A 23,485-nucleotide genomic window follows, 5' to 3' on the forward strand; every position below is an offset into this window, starting at 1 on the left:
ATGGAGGCTACCAAATTTTAACGCGCTCTTCTGGAGCGATATACATTTGGTCGCCCGCTTTTACGTCAAACGCTTTATAAAACTCAGGCATATTAGGTAGCACTCCAATGACACGATAATGACTCGGGGAATGAGAGTCCGTCATCAACCTAGAGCGAAGCTCTTCCTCTCTGTATTGACGACGCCATATTTGCGCCCAGCCCATAAAAAAGCGCTGTTCACCCGTGTAACCATCAATCACAGGCGAAACTTTACCGGCTAAAGCTAACTGATACGCTTTGTACGATACAGTCAAACCGCCCAAATCACCTATATTCTCACCTAATGTCAACTCGCCGTTGACATGGGCATCTTCGAACGGTTTGAACTGGGCATATTGTGCAACCAGTTTATTACCGCGCTTTTCAAACTGAGTTAAATCAGACTCACTCCACCAATTGCGAAGATTTCCTTCACCATCATATTTTGCACCTTGGTCATCAAACCCATGCCCAAGTTCATGACCTATTACAGCGCCAATTGCACCATAATTAACGGCATCATCGGCTTCAAGATTGAAAAAAGGAGGCTGTAAAATAGCAGCAGGAAAAACAATTTCGTTATTTACAGGATTGTAATAAGCATTCACTGTTTGCGGTGTCATAAACCACTCAGAGCGATCTACTGGTTTGCCAATTTTAGCGGCCATATCAGCATAAGCCCACTGTGTATAACGAACATAATTTCCAAGTAAATCATCAGCATCAATATTTAATTGAGAATAATCTCGCCACTTATCTGGATAACCAATCTTTGGGGTAAATTTACTTAACTTCTCTTTGGCCGCAACTTTTGTTTCTGCGCTCATCCACTCAAGGTCATCAATCGCATAGTCGAATCCCTGAATGACATTATCGACTAACTCAGTCATACGCGCTTTTGCTTCAGGGGGGAAGTAAGTTTCTACATATATTTTACCCAGTAGCTCACCCAACACTTCATTGCTGGCGTCTACGGCTTTTTTCCATGTAGGCGCTTGTGCCTGCACACCGCGTAATGTTTTACCAAAAAAGTCAAACTTCAGGTCCACCATCTCTTTATTTAATAACGCAGCATGATTGTTTACAAAGTGGAAAGTCAGGTACTGCTGCCATGTAGTCAGTGAATAATCATCGACAACTTGCGATAACTGCGCAATATACGACGGTTGGTTTACGACCAACTCATTCACCTTTAAACCCGCAGTTGATAAATAGGCTTGTAAATCAAATGCGGGGATCAATGCATTGGCATCATTTAACGACAACTTATTGTAGCTTTTAGTGGCATCACGACTCGCTACTCTCGACCACTGTGCAGTCGCTATTGCCGTTTCCAGTTTTAGGATGCGCGCAGCAGCCGCTTTGGGCTTTTGTTCACCGGTGCGAAGTAACACTTGTTCTATATATTGCGCGTACTGCGCTCTAATATTGGTAAACTTGTCACTGTCTTTTAAATAATAATCACGGTCAGGTAACCCTAAACCGCTTTGATATAAATAGAGCGCATTCTCACTAGAATTCTTTGCATCATTATTTACATACCAAGCAAATGGGTTGGTTCCACCTTGAAGCAGCAACTTGGCCATGACATTAGGCAGTTGGGCTTTATCTGTCAGTGTTTTTACCGGTTCTAAGTAAGGCTTTAAGGGCGCTAATGCCAATTCTTCTCTAGCCGTTTCATCAAGATAACTACTATAAAAACCGGCAAGCTTTCGTTCATCATCACTTTGTTCCATAGAAGCATTCTGAACAGCGTTCTCTAAAACAGTACGTAACGCTTTTTGCGAATCATCATACAACGCAGTAAATGATCCATAGTTTGATTTATCAGCCGGTATCTCTGTTTTTTTAAGCCAATTGCCATTTACATGGTAATAAAAGTCATCTTGTGCGCGTACCGACTTATCCATATTGGCCAATTCAATGCCTGAATTGAGTGTAGGTTGTGGTTGTTCAACCGCAGTTTTTGATGCGTTATTTTCTACAGGGGGCTCACTACAGCCGATCAAACCTAATGCGAGTGCAATACCAAGCGCCGCTAACGAGGCATTTTTCATAACATCATTCCATTTAACCTTTTTATTCATAATAAACCCCGACACTCATAATAAACAACCTTCTCATTGTAAAACCGGTTATCCGTGGCAAAAAATATAGGTTTATCAGTATTTATTCTAAATAGTAGTGTGAAGGCGGCTGATAATTTCCTGATTCGCTTCTGGAAAGTCATAATTAGTCAATTCGTTAATATCTACCCACTGGCAAACTTGTGACTCTAACCCTTTCGCTTCGCCAGTGAAATCTTCGACTATATGCACCATCAATCGCACTGACTTATCTGTATAATCATGCTCTATTACTTGTAATTCAGTAGAGCTTACGACATCAATATTAACTTCTTCTTTTAACTCTCTCTTTAACGCAGCAAATACCGTTTCGCCCGCTTCGATTTTACCACCTGGGAATTCCCATAAACCACCTTGGTGCTGCCCGTCATGACGCTTACTAATGAAGATTTTATTGTTTGCCTTTATAACCCCAACAGCAACTTCAACGACTTTTTTCATGCTAATAATTCTCCGATAAAAAAAGCGACTCAAGAGTCGCTTTTTACTAAAACAATAATGTCTATGACTACTTTAATTTACCACAACATTGTTTAAATTTTTTGCCTGATTTACAAGGACAAGCTTCGTTTCTACCCACCTTAACATCAGTTCTTGCAGCAACAGCGACACCTTCAGGTACTTCGCCACCAACATGTTCAGCTTCAGCATGCTGATACTCTTTAGGTGCTTGCTCACTGCGACGATGTTGCTGTTCGACTTTCTCAACATCTTCTTCAGCACGCACCTGTACTTTACTGAGGATCCCCACAACATCTACTTTCAAGTTTTCAAGCATTTCAGAAAATAGCTCAAAAGACTCACGCTTATATTCTTGTTTAGGGTTTTTCTGTGCATAGCCGCGTAAATGAATACCTTGACGCAGGTGATCCATCGCCGCTAAATGATCTTTCCAGTGTTGATCAAGGCTTTGTAGCATGATTGCCTTTTCAAACTGACGTAACACATCTGGGCCAACCATTTGCTCTTTATCTTTGTATGATTGCTCGACTTCTTCATTTATGCGGTCACGCAGCTTCTCTTCATACAGTTTTTCATCATCAGCTAACCACTTTGCAATTGGCAGCTCGATAAGGAAATCACCTTTAATACGCTCTTCCAGCCCTTTAATATCCCACATCTCAGCAAGGCTCTGCGGTGGAATAAACTGATCGATAGTGCCATTAAGCACATCACCACGAATAGCATTAATGGTTTCTGAAATGTCGCCTTCTTCTAGCAACTCATTCCGCTGCTCGTACACTACACGACGTTGGTCATTCGCCACATCATCGTATTCAAGTAATTGCTTACGAATATCAAAGTTACGTGCTTCCACTTTGCGTTGCGCGTTTTCAATTGCACGATTCACCCAAGGGTGTTCGATGGCTTCACCACGCTGCATCCCTAACTTACGCATCATGTTTGTCATGCGCTCACCAGCGAATATACGCATTAGCGCATCATCCATTGATAAATAGAAGCGGCTTGACCCCGCATCACCTTGACGACCCGATCGGCCTCGAAGCTGATTATCTATACGGCGTGATTCATGACGTTCAGTACCAATAATGTGTAAACCGCCAGCAGCTAATACAGCATCGTGCGTTTCTTGCCACTTGCTTTTCACTTGCGCAATTTTGTCTTCTGATGGGTTGTCTAATTTAGCAAGATCACTCTGCCAATTACCACCAAGTACAATATCGGTGCCACGACCAGCCATGTTAGTTGCAATAGTCACTTTACCCGGTAAACCCGCATCAGCAACAATATCGGCTTCTTGTTCATGGAACTTCGCGTTTAGAACATTATGCTCAATCTTCTCCTTACGTAAGAAATGCGATAAGTACTCTGAGCTTTCAATCGAAACGGTACCAACAAGAACTGGTTGACCACGCTCCTGACACCCTTTGATATCCTCAAGAATAGCTTCAAACTTTTCTTCTTGAGTTAAATAAACTAAATCGGCTCTATCATCACGAACCATTGGTTTATTTGTAGGAATAACAACCGTGTCTAACCCATAAATGGATTGAAATTCGAATGCTTCAGTATCAGCGGTACCTGTCATACCCGCTAACTTGTCATAAATTCTGAAGTAATTCTGGAAAGTAATAGAGGCCAGCGTCTGGTTTTCGTTTTGAATACGAACACCTTCTTTCGCTTCTACCGCCTGATGTAGACCTTCAGACCAACGACGCCCTTCCATTGTACGACCGGTATGCTCATCAACAATAATGACTTCATTGTCTTTGACTACATAATCAACGTCTTTTTGATACAATTTGTGTGCGCGAAGTGCTGCGTAGACATGGCTTAATAACGTAATGCTGGCTGCTGAATAAAGTGAATCACCTTCTTCAATAAGCTTATGTTCAAGTAATAATTCTTCCACATTGACTTGGCCACGTTCAGTTAAATGAACCTGCTTTGATTTTTCATCAATTGTGAAGTCGCCATCGCCTTCAATCCCTTCTTCATCTTCTTTTTCTTGTAAAATAAGAGAAGGAACAATTTTATTTATTTGCGTATAGAGCGCTGAGCTGTCTTCTGCTGGGCCTGAAATAATGAGTGGTGTACGCGCTTCATCAATCAAAATTGAATCCACTTCATCCACGACCGCATAATACAGAGGACGTTGAACACGCTCTTCTATGCTAAATGCCATATTGTCACGTAAGTAATCAAAACCAAATTCATTGTTGGTTCCGTACGTGATATCTGCTGAGTAAGCTTGCTTTTTTTGCTCCGGCATCATGCCGGGTACATTACAGCCAACACTCAACCCTAAAAACTCAAATAATGAACGGTTTGTTTCTGCATCACGCTTGGCTAAATAGTCGTTTACAGTGATGACATGAACGCCCTTCCCCGTTAAACCATTTAGGTAAGCGGGTAACGTCGCGGTTAGCGTTTTACCTTCACCGGTGCGCATTTCAGAGATTCGGCCTTGGTGAAGCACAATACCACCAATCATTTGCACATCGAAATGACGCATTTTATAAACACGTTTTGATGCTTCACGCACTGTTGCAAATGCTTCAGGTAGAATATCATCTAAACTAGTGCCTTGCTCGAAACGCGTTCTGAACTCCGCTGTTTTAGCTTTTAGTTGTTCGTCGGTCAGAGCTGCATATTGCTCTTCCAAGGCATTAATTAAAGCAACTGTCTTTCTTAAGTTTTTAATAGTGCGGTCATTGCGACTACCAAAAATCTTGGTAAAAATATTAGCTATCATGTTAAAACCGTTTTCACTCTATTGATGGCTGACCTTACCTATGCGTATACGTCATTGGGTACTGAGGCCGCACTGCTTCCTGTCGGCGACAAATGCTTAATTGCGTTTGCTGTATGCCAAATTCAATTTATTACCCCTATCATACCAGACTCTACGTAGCTGCAAACCATTGAAGTCAAAACAGCGAGGTTTTCCTGATAAAAAGCGGCTTTACGTACATTAATGCTGCTATTTTCATTAGCAACAAAAACCTAATTTAGCAACAAATTGAAACATAATCGAGATTAACCTTAGATATGGTGATATTTAGCGATAAATCAAGCTTCCTGCTTTTATTTAACTGTTGTTCACTTTCAGGCACCGCTATACTAGGAAGTGTGTTTCGTAGACTTTGAAAAATAACAATGGCAAAGAATCGGTATGCTCCTAAGCAACTCAATGAGTTAATGGGAAAGTGGTCTAACAAGATGGTCAGTTATACAGAAAAGTCACAAGCGATGGCGCAATGGCAAAGCTGTTTAGAGAGTGCCGTAGGCCCCGTTTTAATTAAAAAATGCCGTGTGGGTAACTATCGAGAAGGAACATTGGTCATTGAAGCCGCATCAGCCACCCTTGCTACTCGTTTAAACTTCTTAAAAATGGAGATTCTATCTCAATTTAGAGCTGCTGGAATGATAGAGTGCGCACAAGTAAAAATCGTCACTAACCCCGAAGCACAGCAACGATTAACGCCTAAACGAGATGACCAAACTCGCCCTGAAAAACAGAGCGAGGGCCGAGTTATGAGCGCACAAACAGCACAGCAGCTAACTGAAATCGCAGGGAATGCCCCACCCAGCCTACAAGCCAAATTATTAAAACTTGCTCAACACGCGCAGAAAAATAAGCAAAAAAAATGACGCTATCGCGTCATTTCTTAGAATTTTTTGCCGTTCATGCCGTGGTTACTTCCATGCCAGGCGCTGGCATGCTAATAGGCTCTTCAAATGTAGCCCATTCCCACGCGCTTTCTGATGCCATAATCTCACGTAGCAGCTTATTATTAAGGCCATGACCTGACTTGTAACAAGTAATTTTACCTAAAATGTTATGACCAGCCATAAACATATCACCAACACAATCGAGTATTTTATGCTTCACAAATTCATCTGAATAGCGCAGCCCGTTTGGGTTTAATACTTTATATTCATCCAATACAACCGCGTTATCCATACTACCGCCCAGCGCTAGATTATTAGCATGCATGTATTCGATGTCTTTCATAAACCCAAAGGTACGTGCTCTACTAATTTCTTCAGTAAAACTTTGTGCTGTAATATCAAGGCCTATACGCTGACGACTGTCATTAATTGCAGGGTGGTCAAACGCAATTTCAAAGTCAATATGGAAGCCATCATAAGGGGTGATCTCAGCCCACTTATCGCCGTCTTCCACACGTACCTTTTCTTTGATACGAATAAAACGCTTCGCAACGTTTTGCTCTTTAATACCGCCTTTTTGTAATAAATAAATAAACGGTAATGCACTCCCGTCCATTATCGGCACTTCAGCACTGTTGAGCTCTACCACTAGGTTATCAATACCTAGCGCAGCAACAGCCGCGATTAAATGCTCAGTAGTCGAAAGACGAATTCCGTCTTTGTTTGTTAAACACGTACATAATTGCGTATCACCAACAGCATCAGGTGTGGTTTCAAAATCCACCACAGGGTCAAGATCAACGCGGCGAAATACCACTCCGGTATTTTCACTCGCGGGTCGGAGAGTGATCGTAACTTTTTCACCCTTGTGAAGCCCGACACCCGTTGCTTTAACAACTTCAGCAATTGTACGTTGTTTAATCATAGCTTCGCCTACTTCAAATTACACTTAGACGGCGGATTGTATCACAGATACGACCACCTGCCAATTGTTTAATTAACAGCCAGTTTAGTCTGACTGTTTGCGTAAAAATGCAGGGATGTCAAAGTAATCCCCTTTCTCTTTGTCCTGTTCAGCAGGTTTCGCTGAAGCTTGACTTTCTGGCGCAGGCACATTGCTCGTTTGTGCTGTACTTACGGTACTCGGTACCGTGTCTTGTGCCGTTTCTGACTGTGTAAAGCTCGGAACAAACATGCCTGCAGATTGACTGGTTGCAGTACTTGCTGTATCACCACCGGCCGCTTTTTTAAAGCCATTATCTACAATACCAAACTGAGGTCTGCGCTCACCACCTAAACCCGTCGCAACCACAGTCACTCGTAATTCGTCACTCATTTCAGGATCAATGACCGCCCCCACAACAACCGTTGCATTTTCTGATGCCAAAGCCTTTACATGATTACCGACAATCTCAAATTCTTCGATGGTGATATCCATACCCGCTGTTATATTAACCAAGATACCTTTTGCACCTGTTAAATCAACATCTTCTAATAATGGGCTTGAAATAGCTGCCTCAGCGGCTTCTTGAGCACGATCTGGACCCGACGCAGACGCTGTTCCCATCATTGCTGTGCCCATTGCTGACATAACTGTTCTTACGTCGGCGAAATCCACATTGATCAATCCTGAACGCGTTATTAGTTCAGCAATGCCTTGCACCGCACCATAAAGTACGTCATTTGCCTTTGCAAAGGCATCGAGTAATGTAGTGCCTTTACCTAATACTTTCAGTAATTTATTGTTTGGAATTGTAATAAGTGAATCTACAATTTCTGACAATTCACCAATACCTTGATCCGCAGCAGCCATACGCTTTTTGCCTTCAAGATCAAAAGGTCGAGTGACTACCGCAACCGTTAAAATACCAAGCTCTTTGGCTACGCGAGCAACAACAGGTGCTGCACCTGTACCTGTACCACCGCCCATACCCGCAGCAATAAAGATCATATCAGCACCTTCTAATGCTGTTTTAATCGTTTCTATGTCTTCTTCAGCAGATTTACGACCCACTTCAGGATTCGCACCTGCACCTAAACCAGAAGTGATCTGTGTGCCGAGCTGTACCGTAATATCTGCAGATGATTTACGTAATGCTTGTGCATCCGTATTCGCAGCAACAAATCGCACACCTTCGATCTCTTGTTTAACCATGTGCTCAACGGCATTACCACCACCGCCACCTACACCAATAACTTTAATAACAGCTTCTTCGCTGTGTTGTTCCATTATATCAAACATCTTTCACTCTCCGACTTGAGCTTAAAACTCGCCTTGGAACCATTTTGTAACGCGGTTCCACCAATTTCCTTCCGACTCTGATTTCGACTTCTGTGCATTCATCGACTGCAGAGTACGGCCATATTGTAACAAACCTACTGCGGTTGCGTATGCAGGATCGTTCACATAATCTGTTAATCCAGTAACTCCGATGGGTTTTCCTACTCGTACTGGCATTTGGCAAATATCTTCGGCCACTTCTAATGCGCCGGCCATTTTACCACTCCCTCCGGTTATAACCAGCCCAGCGGCGATTTGATCTTCAAACCCTGAGCGACGTATTTCTTCCAACGTCAATTCAAGTAACTCTCTATACCGTGGCTCAACAACCTCAGAGAGAGTATGGCGTGACATTAGCCTCGCCGGTCGACCACCCACACTTGGCACTTCAATGGTTTCTTCACTACTGGCCATTTGGCTACTTGCGCAAGCATATTGCACTTTTAATGACTCAGCGTGAGATATCGGTGTACGGAATATTTTTGCAATATCACCTGTCACTTGATTGCCTGCAACGGGGATCACAGCAGAATGGCGTAAAGCACCATTTAAATAAATGGCAATATCCATGGTGCCACCGCCCATATCAACAACGGCAACCCCTAATTCTTTTTCATCTTCTGTCAGCACTGAATAGCAAGATGCCAAGGCACTGAACGTCAACTGATCGACATTAAGACCACATCGCTCAACGCATTTTTCGATATTTTTTGCCATATCATTTGAGCACGTGATGATATGTGCTTTTGCTTCCATTCGCACACCGCTCATACCCAACGGGTTTTTTATTCCTTCTTGCATATCAATGCTATATTCTTGCGGCAGTGAATGCAGCATTTTACGCTCAGCAGAAATCGGCACAGAGCGTGCAATATGGATCACATTGGCTATGTCGTCATCTGTGACTTCTGAGTTATTGATCGCAACCACGCCACTTTCGTTTTGGCATTGAATGTGTTTACCCGAGATACCAAGATAAACAGAACTAATACGGCAATCTGCCATCAATTCAGCTTCATCAATTGCACGACGAATTGACTCAGAAACCAAGTTCAAATCATTCACACCACCTTTGTCCATACCGTGAGAGACTTGGTTACCGACACCCACAATACTAAGCTGATTATCTGCGGTGATCTCACCCACGGTTGCTACCACTTTAGAGGTACCAACATCGAGCCCTATCACTAAGTTTCTTTCTGCTGACTTCGTCATGCTTTACTCTTATTTTGTTGTGCTTCAACTTGCGGATACTTCCAACTCACCGCAAGTCCTGTGTCGTAGCGTAAATCTATCGCGTCAATTAACGCACCTTCCGGCCTTTGCATTTGCGGATATACATCAATAAAACGCTGTACTCGCTTTGCTTTTTCTTCGCGCCCTAAATTTAAGCGCATGCCATTGTCTAACCACAACTGCCATGCAAATCGCTCTGATAAAGCCAAGCTGACTAAATGAAATTGATTAACTTCCAGCATGGCCTTCAACTGCAAAAAAGTGTGCCATGCCTCTGTTTCACTGCCTTCAGGGCCATATAATTGCGGCAATTTATTGGTTAAACTTTCATTTGGCGCTTGAAAAACCTCACCTTCTTCATTCAATAATAAGTCGCTATTCCATATTGCCACGGGTTGGTGTTCAACCACATATACATGCAGTTGATCTGGCCACTGCTTGCGCACCGATACACTCGCAACCCAAGGCAGCGACATGACCGACTGCTGAACCGCTTTTACATCCAGTTCAAAATAACTACTTGAATCAACTCGCTTAATGGCAGATATAATTTCTTGCTCACTACTGTAATAAGGTTGACCTAATACGGTTAACTTTTTTAACTGAGCATCTTGGTGCTCTACTAGCCAATCACTGATCCAAAATGTGCTCTTTGTCAGTGATATAATGACAGCAATGAAAAAACCAACACCAAATATAAAAGACCAATTGCATCTTTTATGTAGTCTTTTGACTTTTTCAAAAAGCGCACGCATCTTAAAGCGTTTGCTCCAAAATGCGAACAACTAATTGCTCGAAACTCACACCTTGTGCTTTAGCAGCCATTGGCACCAAAGACTTTTCAGTCATGCCCGGAACCGTATTTACTTCAAGTAAATAAAATTGGCCATGCTCATCTTGCATCGCATCAACTCGACCCCAGCCTGTTGCACCAACCAGCTCAAACGCATGTTTCGCCATGACCTGTAGCTGTGCTGTATGTGCTTCACTTAACTCTGCCGGGCAATAATATTCTGTGCTATTAACCTGATATTTCGCTTCATAATCATAAAAGCCACGCGGCGTTTTCATCTCTATCACAGGTAAAGCCTCATCTGCGAGCATCGCCACAGTAAATTCCCGACCTGTAACCCATTGCTCAATGAGTACTTCATCATCAAATGCAAATGCTGCGGTAAGTGCATCAGTTAACTCTTGTGCCGTACATGCTTGTGCCATCCCGATACTAGAGCCTTCATGGCTTGGTTTAACCATGACTTTACCAAAATCGGCAATAATTGCTGCGGCATCAACGCCCTCTTTTGCATTCGCAACCCTATACGCTGCTGTACTCAACTGCGCTGCGCGAAATAAGTGCTTACTGCGAATTTTATCCATAGCCAGCGCACTGCCCAAAACCTGACTGCCTGTATAAGGTAATGACATAAACTCAAGCGCTCCTTGAATCGTACCATCTTCACCACCTCGGCCGTGTAGCGCAATAAACACCCGGTCGACATTAAGCGTATTAAGCTCAAGGATATTGCGCTGCGCTGGGTCAAACGCAAAAGCATCTATGCCGGCCTTGATCAACCCATTCAGCACTGCTGCACCAGATTTTAATGACACTTCACGCTCTGCAGAGTTTCCGCCTAACAAAACGGCGACTTTACCAAACTGCTTCATGCATCACCTTGCTTTAACGTATTAATCGACATATTTGTCGCCGCTATTTTTTTCACTATTTGACCTATATTTCCCGCACCCTGTGTGATCACTAAATCATTATCAGCCAGCGTATCAGCCAAAATACCAAATAACTCATCTTGGTTTGCAACATGAATGGGCTCTATCCCTCTTTGACGTAAGCTGCGACACAAGCTTTTACTATCCGCACCAATAATGGGACTTTCACCCGCACTATATACATCTAATAAGATTAATTGATCAACTTCAGCTAAAACTTTCACAAAGTCTTCATATAAATCTCGGGTACGAGTGAATCTATGCGGCTGATAAATCATCACTAAGCGCTTATCTTGCCAACCCGCTCTCGCAGCTTCAATGGTCACTTGAACCTCTGATGGATGATGCCCGTAATCATCAACTAACATCACCGAACCACACTCATTTTCAAATTCACCATAGTGTTGAAAACGACGTCCAATGCCTTCAAATTCAGCCAGAGCCTTTAAAATAAAGTGGTTTTCAATATCATGATCTTTGGCAACCGCAATCGCAGCGGTAGCATTGAGTGCGTTATGCCTACCAGGCATGTTTAACTCCACATCAATACATTCACCTTGTTTGGTGATCACAGAAAACTTGCTGCTATTCACTGACTGAGTAAAATTCACCATTTTATAATCAGCCGCTGCGGCCTCTCCATAGGTGATCGTAGGACGAGCAAAACGCGGAATTAACTCAAGTGCGACAGGTGAATCTATGCACACAACAGCTAAACCATGAAAAGGCAGATTATGAACAAACTCAACATACGTGTCTTTTAACTTTTCAAAATCACCACCGTAAGTATCCATATGATCCGCTTCAACATTCGTGATTACTGACACCATGGGCTGTAAATGTAAGAATGATGCATCACTTTCATCTGCCTCAGCAATCAATACATCACTTTTCCCTAGCTTAGCGTTGGTACCGGCACTATTTAATAAGCCACCAATCACAAAAGTCGGATCTAATTGCGCTTGTGCAAAAATACTGGCAATTAAGCTCGTGGTCGTGGTTTTACCATGTGTACCGGCCACAGCAATACCATGGCGAAAACGCATTAGCTCAGCAAGCATTTCAGCACGCCTAACAACTGGAGTTCTTGCCGCCTTAGCAGCAATGATCTCTGGATTAGTTTCATCAATTGCCGTTGATACAACCACCACATCAGCATCTTTTACATTACTTTCATGATGTCCGATAAACACTTCGGCACCCGCCTTTATGAGTCGCTCTGTCATCGCATTATTGGCAATGTCTGATCCCGTAATTCGATAGCCTTCAAACGCAAGTACTTCAGCAATTCCACCCATACCAGCACCACCAATACCAATAAAGTGAATGGTGTTAATTCTTCTCATCGCTCGGCGTTTACTTGATTCTTTCACTACACACTCTTTAATCATCTATTTATTCAATACACTATCGGCTTATCTGTGCACATACTTGGGCAACTGAACGTGTTGCATCTAACCTGGCTAAACTTTTGGCTTTCACTGCAATCTCAGTGATAAGCTCAGGCTGCAACATAAATGGCCGTAATAAGTCGACAATAGCGTCTAATTCAAATTGAGATTGCGGCATGATCAATGCTGCTTTATCTTTTACTAAATAATCAGCATTCGCAGTTTGATGATCATCAACAGCATGCGGATAAGGCACAAACAAGGCCATTTTCCCCGCAGCAGCAATTTCACTCACCGTAAGTGCACCTGACCGGCAAATCACGATATCAGCCCACGCATATGCTTTATCCATGTCATTAATAAAGTCGCTAACAGAGGCTTGTACACCCAAATCGAGATAATTCTTATCCAAGTGTTCACTTTGGCCTTTTCCACTTTGATGCCTCACAACTAAGGGCACTTCAACGTCGCTTTGTAACTTAGCGAATACCTCAGGTAGTGTATCGTTCAGCACTTTTGCACCTAACGAGCCACCAACAACTAAGCAGTTAATCGTTTGCTTTGCCTGCTTAGGCTGTAACAGAGCAACCGATTCACGTACCGGATTACCAACAACCTGGAAACGTTTATCAGAAAAAGCGCTTGGAAAAGCGCCCAATACCGCATTGGCTACTTTCGCCAGTAATCGATTACTCATACCAGCCACTGCATTTTGTTCGTGGATCACCAAAGGAACAGACGACAACTTAGCTGCAATACCTACCGGCCCTGTCACATAGCCGCCCATCGCCAAAATCACATTTGGCTTGCGGTGTTTTATAATTTTTCTTGCTGCAAGTATGGCCTTTAACACAGTCACTGGGGCTGTAAGTAATCTTTTTATGCCATTACCACGCACACCTTGAACATGAATAAAGTCAATCTCGATATTATGCTTTGGTACGACCTCAGACTCCATACGATCGGGCGTTCCTACCCATGATACATCCCAGCCTTGTGATTTAAGATCATTTGCAACGGCGATCCCGGGAAATATATGCCCCCCAGTTCCCCCTGCAACGACTAATAAACGTTTTTTCATCGCCTTCCTCCTCGCGACGTTGCTTGTTTAGTCGACATCTTTGTTTCAAAGTCCACTCGCTGTAACACACCAGCGGCAACAATCATCACTAACAAACTGGACCCCCCATAAGATACAAACGGCAACGTTAACCCTTTCGTCGGTAGTATTCCGGCACTCGCACCAATATTTACCATGGTTTGAAAAGCAAACCATATCCCTATCGCAAGGGCAAAGTAACCTTCGTATTCTTTACCGTGCTTCAGCGCTTTTTGACCAATAAGAAGCGCTCTAAACACTAGGCATCCTAATAGCAGAATAATACTGACCACTCCGATAAAGCCGAGTTCCTCAGCTATTACCGCAAAAATAAAATCATTATGTGCCTCTGGCAGATACTGTAATTTCTGTACGCTATTGCCTAGACCTTGTCCAAACCAACCACCCTGCCCATAAGCCATAAGTGATTGAACTAATTGGTACCCCTTGCCAAAAGGGTCATCCCACGGCTCCAAAAACCCCACAACGCGCGCCATACGATATGGCTCAAAAATAATGAGTAACACCACTAAAAAAATACCCGTGAGGATCAAAGCAAAAAACTGCCATAATTTAGCGCCCGCCAAAAAAAGTAAACCCACAGTGGTCACAAACATCACCACCACAGTGCCTAAATCTGGCTGCATTAAGATAAGAAAGGCATAGACTGCAAACACCGCAATCGGTTTAGCAAACCCCTTTAGGTTTTCTTGTACTTCTTCTTTTTTACGCACCAAATAACCAGCGATATAACTGAAAAAGAACAATTTCGCTAGCTCAGCCGCTTGCACGCCAACCGGACCAACAGGGATCCAACGTTTAGATCCATTAACTTCACGACCAACCAATAGCACTAAAATCAATAGCCCAAAGCCAAGTAACAGTAAATAAGGATTGCACCGTTTCCACCATGCCATAGGCGCACTCGTAGTGGCCCAAAACAAAAAGAGCCCCATCCCTAAGAACATGCCATGACGGATGCTAATATGGTAAGGGTTGTTAAATAATCGCTCAGCAACTGGCATAGACGCGCTCGTTACCATAACAAAGCCGACGCCAATCAAGCACAGCATACTGTAGAATAGAGGCACATCGAATAACGCATCAGATTGACGAGGCGTTAAAATCAGCTTGAGCGGAGCGAAGCTGGTCATCCTTTTAGCTCCGCAACCAAATTACAAAAAGCTTCACCACGCACCATATAATTGGCATACATATCAATACTTGCACACGCTGGAGCGAGCAAGACACTATCACCATTACATGATAATGCTGCTGCCTGTTGCACTGCAGCATCTAAACTGTCTACTAAAAAGGCCTGTTCATGTAGAGCTAAAAACTGCTCTCCATCTTGACCAAAACAAAAAATCGCTTTGCAATAGCGTTGGAGTGGCACAATTAAAGGCTTCAAATCAGCGCCTTTTGCATCACCACCAAGAATGAGTAAAATTTTTCCTTGCTCACGCGCTAGGCTTTCTAATGCGGCAACCGTTGCACCGACATTGGTTGCTTTAGAATCGTTGAAATACCTCACACCTTGAAATTCAGCGACCAACTGACAGCGATGTTCAAGCCCTTTAAATGACTTAAATGCGTGTTTAAAACTCTCTATAGGTAGATTAAAAGGCGCAAGTAATGCCATGACTGCTAAAGCATTAAACTGATTATGTCGGCCAACAACACGCAACGAATTCACAGGCAGCAAAACTTCACCATGAGCCGAAAAATACGCGGTATCATTGTCAGTCAATACTCGATAATCACCCGAATCAACTGACACGCTTATCCCTTGTGTACTATCAGAAAAAGTATTTTCATCATCGGCATTAAACACTAACTGCTCTACATGTTTATAAATCCGTTGTTTGGCCGCACAGTACCCTGCAAAATTAGGGTACCTATCCATATGGTCTTCGGTAATATTCAAGATCATCGCCGAGCGACATACCAAACTTTCTGTGGTCTCCAATTGAAAGCTTGATAACTCCAAGACATAAACATCATGCGACTCATCAAGTAATGCCAAAACGGATGTGCCAATGTTGCCTCCTAGCCCAACTTTTAATCCAGCAGCTTTACATACCTCAGTTGCAAGGCTCACCACTGTTGATTTACCATTTGACCCTGTTACTGCAACAACCGGCGTGGTATTTAAGCGTGCAAATAATTCAATGTCTCCAATGACTTCGACCCCTTGAGCAATTGCGTGCGCAACACTGCTTTCGTAAAGGGCGATACCAGGGCTAATGATCACCATCTCAGCATAAGATAAGCCAGCTTCCGCCAATGGACCAAAAACAGCCTCACATTCTGGGGCATTATCTGCCAACCAGTCGGCTCCAGGAGGGACTGCACGACTATCAACCACTTTAGGTATAATCTGATGCGACAATAAAAAACGCACAATGCCCAGACCGGTTACACCGAGCCCGAGCACTGTTATTTTCTTATTTTTAAGCACTTTTAAATATTGCATTTATCTGATCTTTAACGTCGCTAATCCAGCTAGAACTAAGATAATAGAAATGATCCAAAACCTGACTATCACTCTTGGCTCTGGCCAACCCTTTAGTTCATAGTGGTGATGAATCGGTGCCATTCTAAAAATGCGTTGCCCTCGTAATTTATACGAGCCAACTTGTAAAATAACCGAGAGAGCTTCCATAACAAAAACACCGCCCATGATAAGTAACACCAGCTCTTGGCGGACTAAGATAGCAATGATCCCTAACGCACCACCCAAGGCTAACGAACCTACATCGCCCATAAATACTTGAGCTGGATATGTATTAAACCACAAGAAGCCTAACCCAGCGCCCACGATTGCGGTACAAACCACTACCAATTCTGATGCCAAAGGTATGTGAGGAATATGGAGATAAGATGAAAAATTCACATTACCAGTAACATACGCAATAATTGCAAGTGCCGCAGCAACTAAAATAGTTGGCACAATCGCTAAACCATCTAAACCATCCGTTAGATTCACCGCATTTGACGTACCAACAATGACAAAGTAGCTCATCACTAAATAGAACAAACCTAACTGAGGCATCACATCTTTTAAAAATGGTACGACTAAGACCGTTTCTGATGCAGAATGAGAAGTAAAATACATAAAACTGGCAACACTGATAGCAATAACAGACTGCCAAAAGTACTTCCAACGTGCGATCAAGCCCTTACTGTCTTTTCGGATCACCTTACGGTAATCATCTACAAAGCCAACAATACCTAAACTACCAATCACAAATAGGGTAACCCACACATATTTATTATCTAAATCCCCCCACATCAACGTACTCACAAAGATGGCAGCTAAAATGAGTAACCCACCCATGGTAGGAGTGCCTGACTTAGATAAGTGAGACTCAGGGCCATCATCGCGTATTGTTTGTCCTATTTGCATACGTTGTAATGCACGTATTAACTTGGGCCCAAAGTATAGTGATATAAATAATGCCGTTAAAATACCTAAAATAGCGCGCAAGGTTAAATATGAAAAAACATTAAAACCACTATAATATTGGGTTAAGTACTCAGCTAACCAAACTAACATACTGATGCTCCATCAGTGCCTGTTTTACGGCCACTGTCTACTAAATCTGCTACTAATAATTCCATACGAGAACTGCGCGATCCTTTTACTACCACAGTACAATGCCCTAACTGCTTAGAAAGGCTTAACTTTACAGCTTCTAATAAATGCTCTCTTGTTGAAAAGTGTTGCCCTGACTGCTCAAATACATCACTGGCATAGCGGCTTAATACCCCTAAGGTAAATAGCTCATCAATGCCTTTCTCACGCGCATACTCTCCAACTTCTTCATGGTATTCTCGTGCTTGCTCACCAAGCTCCCCCATATCGCCTAACGCAAAGATATGGTGCCCCGGCATCTTAGTTAAAAGATCAATTGCAGCCTTCACTGATCTAACGTTCGCGTTGTACGTATCATCCACCACCGTCAATGATTCATGGACCTTAATTAAATTTACTCGGCCTTTTGGAGCGTTCATTTGGGACACTCCCTTAGCGACATCCTGTAAGCTTGCACCTAATTGCGTGGTTAATGCAGCGCAAATAAGCGTATTCATCACATTGTGCTCACCAGGTAATGGCAATGTTACCGACACTCGTTCATTTTCAGTGCATAATTCGAAACTGGCGTACGCCATGTGATCGAGTACAACGTTTTCAACCCAAATGTCTAACTTTTCTGTCAGTGAAAAGCGCACTTGCGATTTATCACCCAGCCCACTTTGCCACATACCAGCAAATTCACTATCGCTGTTAATAACTGCTACACCGCTGGCTTTTAATCCAGAAAAGATCTCGCCTTTTGCTTGGCCAACGCCCTCAATTGAGCCAAACCCTTCAATATGCGCAGGCGCAACATTGCATACCACAGCAACATCAGGTTGTGTTAATGCGGCTGTGTACGCAATCTCACCGATATGATTCGCCCCTAATTCAATCACCGCATACTCATGATGCTCTTCTAATCTCATTAAGGTTAAAGGGACACCAATATCATTGTTAAAATTGCCGTTAGTCGCAAGTACATGACCTCTGCGAGCAAGCACTACGGCGCACATTTCCTTCACCGTCGTTTTGCCAACACTGCCTGTTATTGCGATAGTCTTTGGCGCAACTTGGGCCATGATCGCTTTACCGATTGCGCCCAATGCTAAACGTGTGTCTTCTACGACAAATTGTGGAATATCACAATCAACCTCGGTCTCAACAATTGCTGCAATAGCCCCTTTTTCTTGTGCCTGTTGGACAAACTTATGACCATCAAAATTAGGGCCTTTGAGTGCAAGAAACACCTCATTTGTTGTTATTGTTCTTGTATCGGTATTAATATTACCGACCAGTTTGCTTTCCCCATTAAAAGAGGTATTTAGTGCATCAGCAAGCCAAGTGAAATCCACTTTGATCATGCTCCTTCCCCCTCTAAAATTGTTTTAACCCATTGTCTATCGCAAAATGCGATACGCTGCTGGCCAATGATCTGGTAGTCTTCATGACCTTTACCGGCGATGAGAATAACGCTGTTACTCGGTGACTGCTCAATCGCATATTTAATTGCTAGTGCACGATCTTTCTGGCAGTAAGCATACTGAGGTTGACTGAGCCCAGCCTTAACATCTGCAATGATTTTGTCTGGATCTTCGCTACGAGGATTATCACTGGTGATAATCACTTTATTGGCATATTTTTCTGCCGCTTGTGCCATTAATGCCCGTTTGCCAACATCCCGATCACCACCACATCCAAAGACACAAACCACATTACCGGGAACATGCTGTTGCAAGGCTTTTAACGCTAATTCCAGCGCATCTGGTGTATGAGCATAATCTACCACACAGGTCGGTTTGTTTACGGTAAACGTCGCTTCCATTCGCCCAGCAACGGGCTTTAGCGCACTAACCGCTCGTAGCAGCGCTTTCAGGTCATAACCTAACATCAATAAAGTCGCTAATGACGCCGCTAAATTGTATAAATTAAATAAGCCAAATAATGGTAATTCAACGTCTGTATCGCCCCAACAAGTATGAATTTTTGCGCGAATGCCACATTGAGAGCACTGCACATCATCAAACCAGACATACTGACTGAAATTGTGCTGTGCTGGCTTAAAACCATACACAACTAAATGATTGAAAGTGTGTTCATCCAACCACTGTAATGCATATTCATCATCAATATTCAGCACACTCACTCTTGGCTGACACGTCTTAAAAAGCTTAAGTTTCGCATTTGCATACGCTTGCATGGAACCATGATAATCTAGGTGGTCGCGCGAAAGATTTGTAAAAACGGCGGCTTCAAAGTGACTCTGATCCACTCTATCTTGCTCTAAACCGTGAGACGATACCTCCATTGCAACGAGTTGCGCTCTTTCTTTTAATGTTGCCAAAATACGCTGTAAGTCAATCGAAGATGGCGTGGTATTCGCTAAAGGTGTTAACTGCTCGACAGGTCCATAACCCAAGGTACCAATCATCGCTGATGGGGTATCACATAGTTGCGCTAAATTAGCAATCATCGCAGTGGTGGTTGATTTACCATTGGTACCCGTTACACCCACTAAGCGCATTTTTTCACTGGGCTGTCCATAAAAATCAGCCGCAATTTGCGCTATGCGTTTTTTAAGATCCGTGACTCTAATAACACGGCTATCTTCTGGCAACACATTACTTTCTCTGTCAACCAAAACACATTTTGCACCTTGTTCAAATGCGGCATGCACATATTCCTCACCATTTTGGATATGGCCTCGCAGCGCAATAAAAGCATCTCCAGACTGAATTTCTCGACTGTCTATACGTAAATGCTCAACTATCAGAGCCGAGCATGTAACGCCTAATGGACTGAGTATTTTTGCGAGATCACGCATCGTTTTTATCCTCCGATACGCGTGCTACACGGCCTTTATCGGGTGCAACATTGAGAATACGTAAAGCACTAGACATGATTTCTGCAAAGGCGGGGCCTGATGTTTGGCCCCCATAATAAATATCATCACCAGGCTCATTCACCATGACAACCACAGCAAGTCTAGGATCACTTACAGGAGCAACACCGGCAAAATAGCCAACATATTCGTCGCCATAACCACCGGCAACTGCTTTCTCAGAGGTTCCCGTTTTGCCCGCCGCGCGGTAACCATCCACTTTCACATTGGCTGCTGTCCCCCCTTTTTCAAAAACTGACTCCATCATCGCAACCACAGCTTTTACATGTTCTTCTTCAAACACACGTTGACCTTCTTGAGGCTTTTCTTGCTTCAAAATAGTAAGGGGACGCGAAATACCACCAGCACCAAATGTTGCATACAAACGCGCAATTTGTGCTGTACTTACCGAAACAGCATATCCGTATGAAAGTGTCGCTATTTCAAAGTCAGACCAACGACGGTTTGGGTAAAATAGCCCGCTACTTTCCCCCACCATTAACGTCCCCGTGTCCTGTCCAAAACCAACTTTTTGATACAGTCCAACCATATATTCTTTGGGTAGCATTTGGCTAATTTTTGCCACTCCCATGTTGGAGGAGACCTTCAGTATTTCTCGTAAAGACATTTCACCGTGGTTGCGGGTATCTTTCACTAAGCTGCCACCTAAACGCATCCAGCCAGGATAAGTATTAACTGTATCATCAGCGTCAATTGCACCATAATCCAGCCCCGCCAATATCGCTAATGGTTTGAGTGTTGAGCCTGGTTCAAATAAATCTGTGATGGCGCGGTTTCTACGTTTATAGGGCGCCGCATCTCGCATGTCATTGGGGTTAAAGCTCGGGCTATTTACCATCGCCAAGACTTCACCTGTGGTCACATCCACAACCATCGCAGAACCCGACGTTGCTTTGTAACTGAGTACCGCACTTTTTAATGCTTTATACGCGATGGCTTGAATTCGTAAATCAATACTGAGTTCAATATTTTCAGGCTCTACTCGCTGCTCTTCAGATAAAACTTGTACTTCTCGGCCTTGGGCATCTTTTCGAATAGTGCGGCGGCCTTCTGCGCCTGTTAAAGCATTCTCGAAAAGCTTTTCAATGCCTTCAATTCCTACACCATCAATATTGGTGAAACCTAAAACATGTGCAGAAACTTCACCACTGGGGTAAAACCTTTTTGATTCATCAAGTAAGTGAATACCTGGCAGCTTAAGTTGGCGAATGTAATTTGCAACTGCAGGGGTTACTTGACGCTTTAAATAAACAAAACGACGACTGGTATTTCCCCGTAAACGCGAATCTACTTTGTCATTATCGATTTGTAATACATCAGCAAGCTCTCGCCAGCGTAAATCTTGCGCGTACCATTGTATTTTCCTCTCGTTCAAAGTCGCTTCATCTAGCGCGAGTGCTTTATGGTCTTCACCATTTTTACGTGCAGCTCTAAGTACTTTTTTAGCAATCGACTTGTCTAATGCCAGAGGATCGGCATAGACACTTACAACCGGAACGCTGACCGCTAACTCTTTACCATTGCGGTCAAAAATCATACCTCGTTGAACTGTTAACGTTTCCACGCGAACAGTTCGCTTGGCGTTTTCAGCACGGGCTTTATCTGGTTCAATGACCTGTAAATAAGCTGCTCTGGCCATTAAGGTAACAAAGACCAATACCAGCACCACACACACAAGCGCAAACCGCCAAGTAATCAGGTTTACGGGAGCACTTTTGGGTTTCATCATGGTAATACCACCACTTGCTCATCTTTGCTGGTTGGGCGTTTCATTTTAAGCTGGGTTTTGGCAACTTCTTCGATGCGGGCATGTTGCGAATAAAATTCTTCCTCAACCAATAAATATCGCCACTGTAGATCAAGTTCGTCACGCTGTTGTAATAAGACATCCTGATCAATTAATTGTTGTCGAGCAAAATGCGTGACTTGTACCACGACCAACGCGGAAACAAAAATCAACAGCAATAGTAAAAACGTTAGCTTGTTGGCAAACAAGCCAGCTAACATTTCTGAAAACAATTTAGGTTGTCTATCTACAACTTTGTTCATTACAGCTTTTGCGCCACCCTGAGTACTGAACTGCGTGATCTCGGATTTTCGTTAATCTCTGCAATGCTCGGCTTAATCGCTTTACCTACCGCTTTTAATGTTAAATTCTGTTTAAGCTGCGCGTCGGTTAAAGGTAACCCACGAGGGAGTGCTTCGCCCTTACTTTGCTTTTTAATAAACTGCTTAACAATGCGATCTTCCAACGAATGAAAAGAAATAACAACCAGTCGCCCACCAGGCTTTAAAACATCCAAAGATGCTTGCAAAGCCGTTTGGATCTCTTCTAGCTCACTATTTATGTAAATTCGAATAGCTTGAAATGTGCGGGTTGCTGGGTGCTTATGCTTGTCTTTGATTGGAACTGCTTCATCAACTAAATCAGCAAGTTGCTTTGTAGTTAAAATGGGCGTTTCGTCACGCGTTTCTAAAATCTTATGTGCAATTCTGCGACCAAACTTCTCTTCACCATATTTTTTGATAACAAACGTAATATCTTCAAGTTCAGCTTCAGCTAACCACTGCGCTGCGCTGCGCCCAGATGTCGGGTCCATTCTCATATCTAATGGGCCATCTTTCATAAAACTAAAGCCACGGTCAGCATCGTCAAGTTGAGGTGACGACACGCCTATGTCGAGTAGGATACCATCGACTTTACCCAATAAATCGGCATCTTGCGCAACTGTATGAATATTTGAAAATCGGGTGTGTGCTATCGCAAAGCGTTTATCATCAGCAAACTTTTCTGCCGCAGCAATGGCTTGGGGGTCTTGATCTATCGCTTGCAAGCGACCTTGCTCACTTAATCGTGCAAGTATTTGGCCTGAGTGACCACCCCGCCCAAACGTCCCATCAATATAGGTGCCATTTGGATCGATATCTAATGCATCAAGTGTTTCTTGCATCAACACTGATACATGTTGAAATTGTGCAGTCATGCTC

The 23,485-nt window shown here is 43.2% G+C and carries 19 protein-coding genes; 1 reads left to right on the forward strand and 18 read right to left on the reverse strand.

The window, feature by feature from the left end:
• Positions 1-7: 7 nt before the first annotated feature.
• The 3 genes from CWC18_RS01485 to secA all read right to left on the reverse strand — a co-directional run bounded on the left by CWC18_RS01485 (position 8) and on the right by secA (position 5,363).
• Entirely contained in the window at positions 8-2,077 is a 2,070-nt protein-coding gene (locus CWC18_RS01485; protein ID WP_138674602.1) for a M13 family metallopeptidase, read from the reverse strand.
• A gap of 117 nt (positions 2,078-2,194) precedes the next feature.
• Positions 2,195-2,587, reverse strand: coding sequence for an 8-oxo-dGTP diphosphatase MutT (gene mutT / locus CWC18_RS01490; RefSeq protein ID WP_138589950.1), 393 nt, complete (start codon positions 2,585-2,587; stop codon positions 2,195-2,197).
• A 67-nt stretch (positions 2,588-2,654) separates the two neighbouring features.
• Positions 2,655-5,363, reverse strand: coding sequence for a preprotein translocase subunit SecA (gene secA, locus CWC18_RS01495; protein WP_138589951.1), 2,709 nt, complete (start codon positions 5,361-5,363; stop codon positions 2,655-2,657).
• Positions 5,364-5,767: 404 nt separating this feature from the next.
• Between secA and CWC18_RS01500 the strand changes: the two genes are divergently transcribed.
• Positions 5,768-6,262: a DUF721 domain-containing protein gene (locus CWC18_RS01500; protein ID WP_138589952.1), complete on the forward strand. Its 495-nt coding sequence runs from the start codon at positions 5,768-5,770 to the stop codon at positions 6,260-6,262.
• Positions 6,263-6,296: 34 nt separating this feature from the next.
• Here CWC18_RS01500 and lpxC read toward each other — a convergent pair whose 3' ends face one another.
• The 15 genes from lpxC to rsmH all read right to left on the reverse strand — a co-directional run bounded on the left by lpxC (position 6,297) and on the right by rsmH (position 23,481).
• Complete coding sequence (lpxC, locus tag CWC18_RS01505) at positions 6,297-7,208, reverse strand: UDP-3-O-acyl-N-acetylglucosamine deacetylase (protein WP_138589953.1); 912 nt, start codon at positions 7,206-7,208, stop codon at positions 6,297-6,299.
• A gap of 84 nt (positions 7,209-7,292) precedes the next feature.
• On the reverse strand, positions 7,293-8,525 hold the full coding sequence (gene ftsZ, locus CWC18_RS01510; protein ID WP_138589954.1) for a cell division protein FtsZ: 1,233 nt from the start codon (positions 8,523-8,525) through the stop codon (positions 7,293-7,295).
• Positions 8,526-8,546: 21 nt separating this feature from the next.
• Positions 8,547-9,779 carry a cell division protein FtsA gene (ftsA, locus tag CWC18_RS01515; protein WP_138589955.1) on the reverse strand — a complete coding sequence of 411 codons (1,233 nt, stop codon included), beginning with the start codon at positions 9,777-9,779 and terminating at the stop codon, positions 8,547-8,549.
• A complete protein-coding gene (locus tag CWC18_RS01520) occupies positions 9,776-10,555 on the reverse strand; it encodes a cell division protein FtsQ/DivIB (protein WP_138674586.1) in 780 nt (259 codons plus the stop codon). The genes ftsA and CWC18_RS01520 overlap by 4 nt, the downstream gene beginning before the upstream one ends.
• A 1-nt stretch (position 10,556) precedes the next feature.
• Entirely contained in the window at positions 10,557-11,465 is a 909-nt protein-coding gene (locus CWC18_RS01525) for a D-alanine--D-alanine ligase (protein ID WP_138674587.1), read from the reverse strand.
• A complete protein-coding gene (murC, locus tag CWC18_RS01530; protein WP_138674588.1) occupies positions 11,462-12,916 on the reverse strand; it encodes a UDP-N-acetylmuramate--L-alanine ligase in 1,455 nt (484 codons plus the stop codon). The genes CWC18_RS01525 and murC overlap by 4 nt, the downstream gene beginning before the upstream one ends.
• 16 nt (positions 12,917-12,932) lie before the next feature.
• Positions 12,933-13,997: an undecaprenyldiphospho-muramoylpentapeptide beta-N-acetylglucosaminyltransferase gene (gene murG / locus CWC18_RS01535; protein ID WP_138589959.1), complete on the reverse strand. Its 1,065-nt coding sequence runs from the start codon at positions 13,995-13,997 to the stop codon at positions 12,933-12,935.
• The gene (ftsW, locus tag CWC18_RS01540; RefSeq protein ID WP_138589960.1) at positions 13,994-15,169 is read right to left on the reverse strand and encodes a cell division protein FtsW; all 1,176 of its coding nucleotides are present in this window, start codon (positions 15,167-15,169) and stop codon (positions 13,994-13,996) included. The genes murG and ftsW overlap by 4 nt, the downstream gene beginning before the upstream one ends.
• Positions 15,166-16,491 (reverse strand): UDP-N-acetylmuramoyl-L-alanine--D-glutamate ligase, encoded by a 1,326-nt coding sequence (gene murD, locus CWC18_RS01545; RefSeq protein ID WP_138589961.1) that lies wholly within the window; start codon positions 16,489-16,491, stop codon positions 15,166-15,168. The genes ftsW and murD overlap by 4 nt, the downstream gene beginning before the upstream one ends.
• Positions 16,492-17,574 (reverse strand): phospho-N-acetylmuramoyl-pentapeptide-transferase, encoded by a 1,083-nt coding sequence (gene mraY / locus CWC18_RS01550; protein WP_010361404.1) that lies wholly within the window; start codon positions 17,572-17,574, stop codon positions 16,492-16,494.
• Entirely contained in the window at positions 17,568-18,959 is a 1,392-nt protein-coding gene (locus tag CWC18_RS01555; RefSeq protein WP_138589963.1) for a UDP-N-acetylmuramoyl-tripeptide--D-alanyl-D-alanine ligase, read from the reverse strand. The genes mraY and CWC18_RS01555 overlap by 7 nt, the downstream gene beginning before the upstream one ends.
• Positions 18,956-20,419 (reverse strand): UDP-N-acetylmuramoyl-L-alanyl-D-glutamate--2,6-diaminopimelate ligase, encoded by a 1,464-nt coding sequence (locus CWC18_RS01560; RefSeq protein WP_138674589.1) that lies wholly within the window; start codon positions 20,417-20,419, stop codon positions 18,956-18,958. Before CWC18_RS01560 ends, CWC18_RS01555 begins: the two co-directional genes overlap by 4 nt.
• The gene (locus CWC18_RS01565; protein WP_138589965.1) at positions 20,412-22,226 is read right to left on the reverse strand and encodes a peptidoglycan D,D-transpeptidase FtsI family protein; all 1,815 of its coding nucleotides are present in this window, start codon (positions 22,224-22,226) and stop codon (positions 20,412-20,414) included. Before CWC18_RS01565 ends, CWC18_RS01560 begins: the two co-directional genes overlap by 8 nt.
• On the reverse strand, positions 22,223-22,546 hold the full coding sequence (gene ftsL, locus CWC18_RS01570) for a cell division protein FtsL (RefSeq protein ID WP_138589966.1): 324 nt from the start codon (positions 22,544-22,546) through the stop codon (positions 22,223-22,225). Before ftsL ends, CWC18_RS01565 begins: the two co-directional genes overlap by 4 nt.
• A complete protein-coding gene (gene rsmH, locus CWC18_RS01575) occupies positions 22,546-23,481 on the reverse strand; it encodes a 16S rRNA (cytosine(1402)-N(4))-methyltransferase RsmH (RefSeq protein WP_138589967.1) in 936 nt (311 codons plus the stop codon). The genes ftsL and rsmH overlap by 1 nt, the downstream gene beginning before the upstream one ends.
• Between the last annotated feature and the right edge of the window lie 4 nt (positions 23,482-23,485).

It is taken from the genome of Pseudoalteromonas aurantia (genome assembly GCF_005886875.1).
Lineage (GTDB): Bacteria > Pseudomonadota > Gammaproteobacteria > Enterobacterales > Alteromonadaceae > Pseudoalteromonas > Pseudoalteromonas aurantia_A.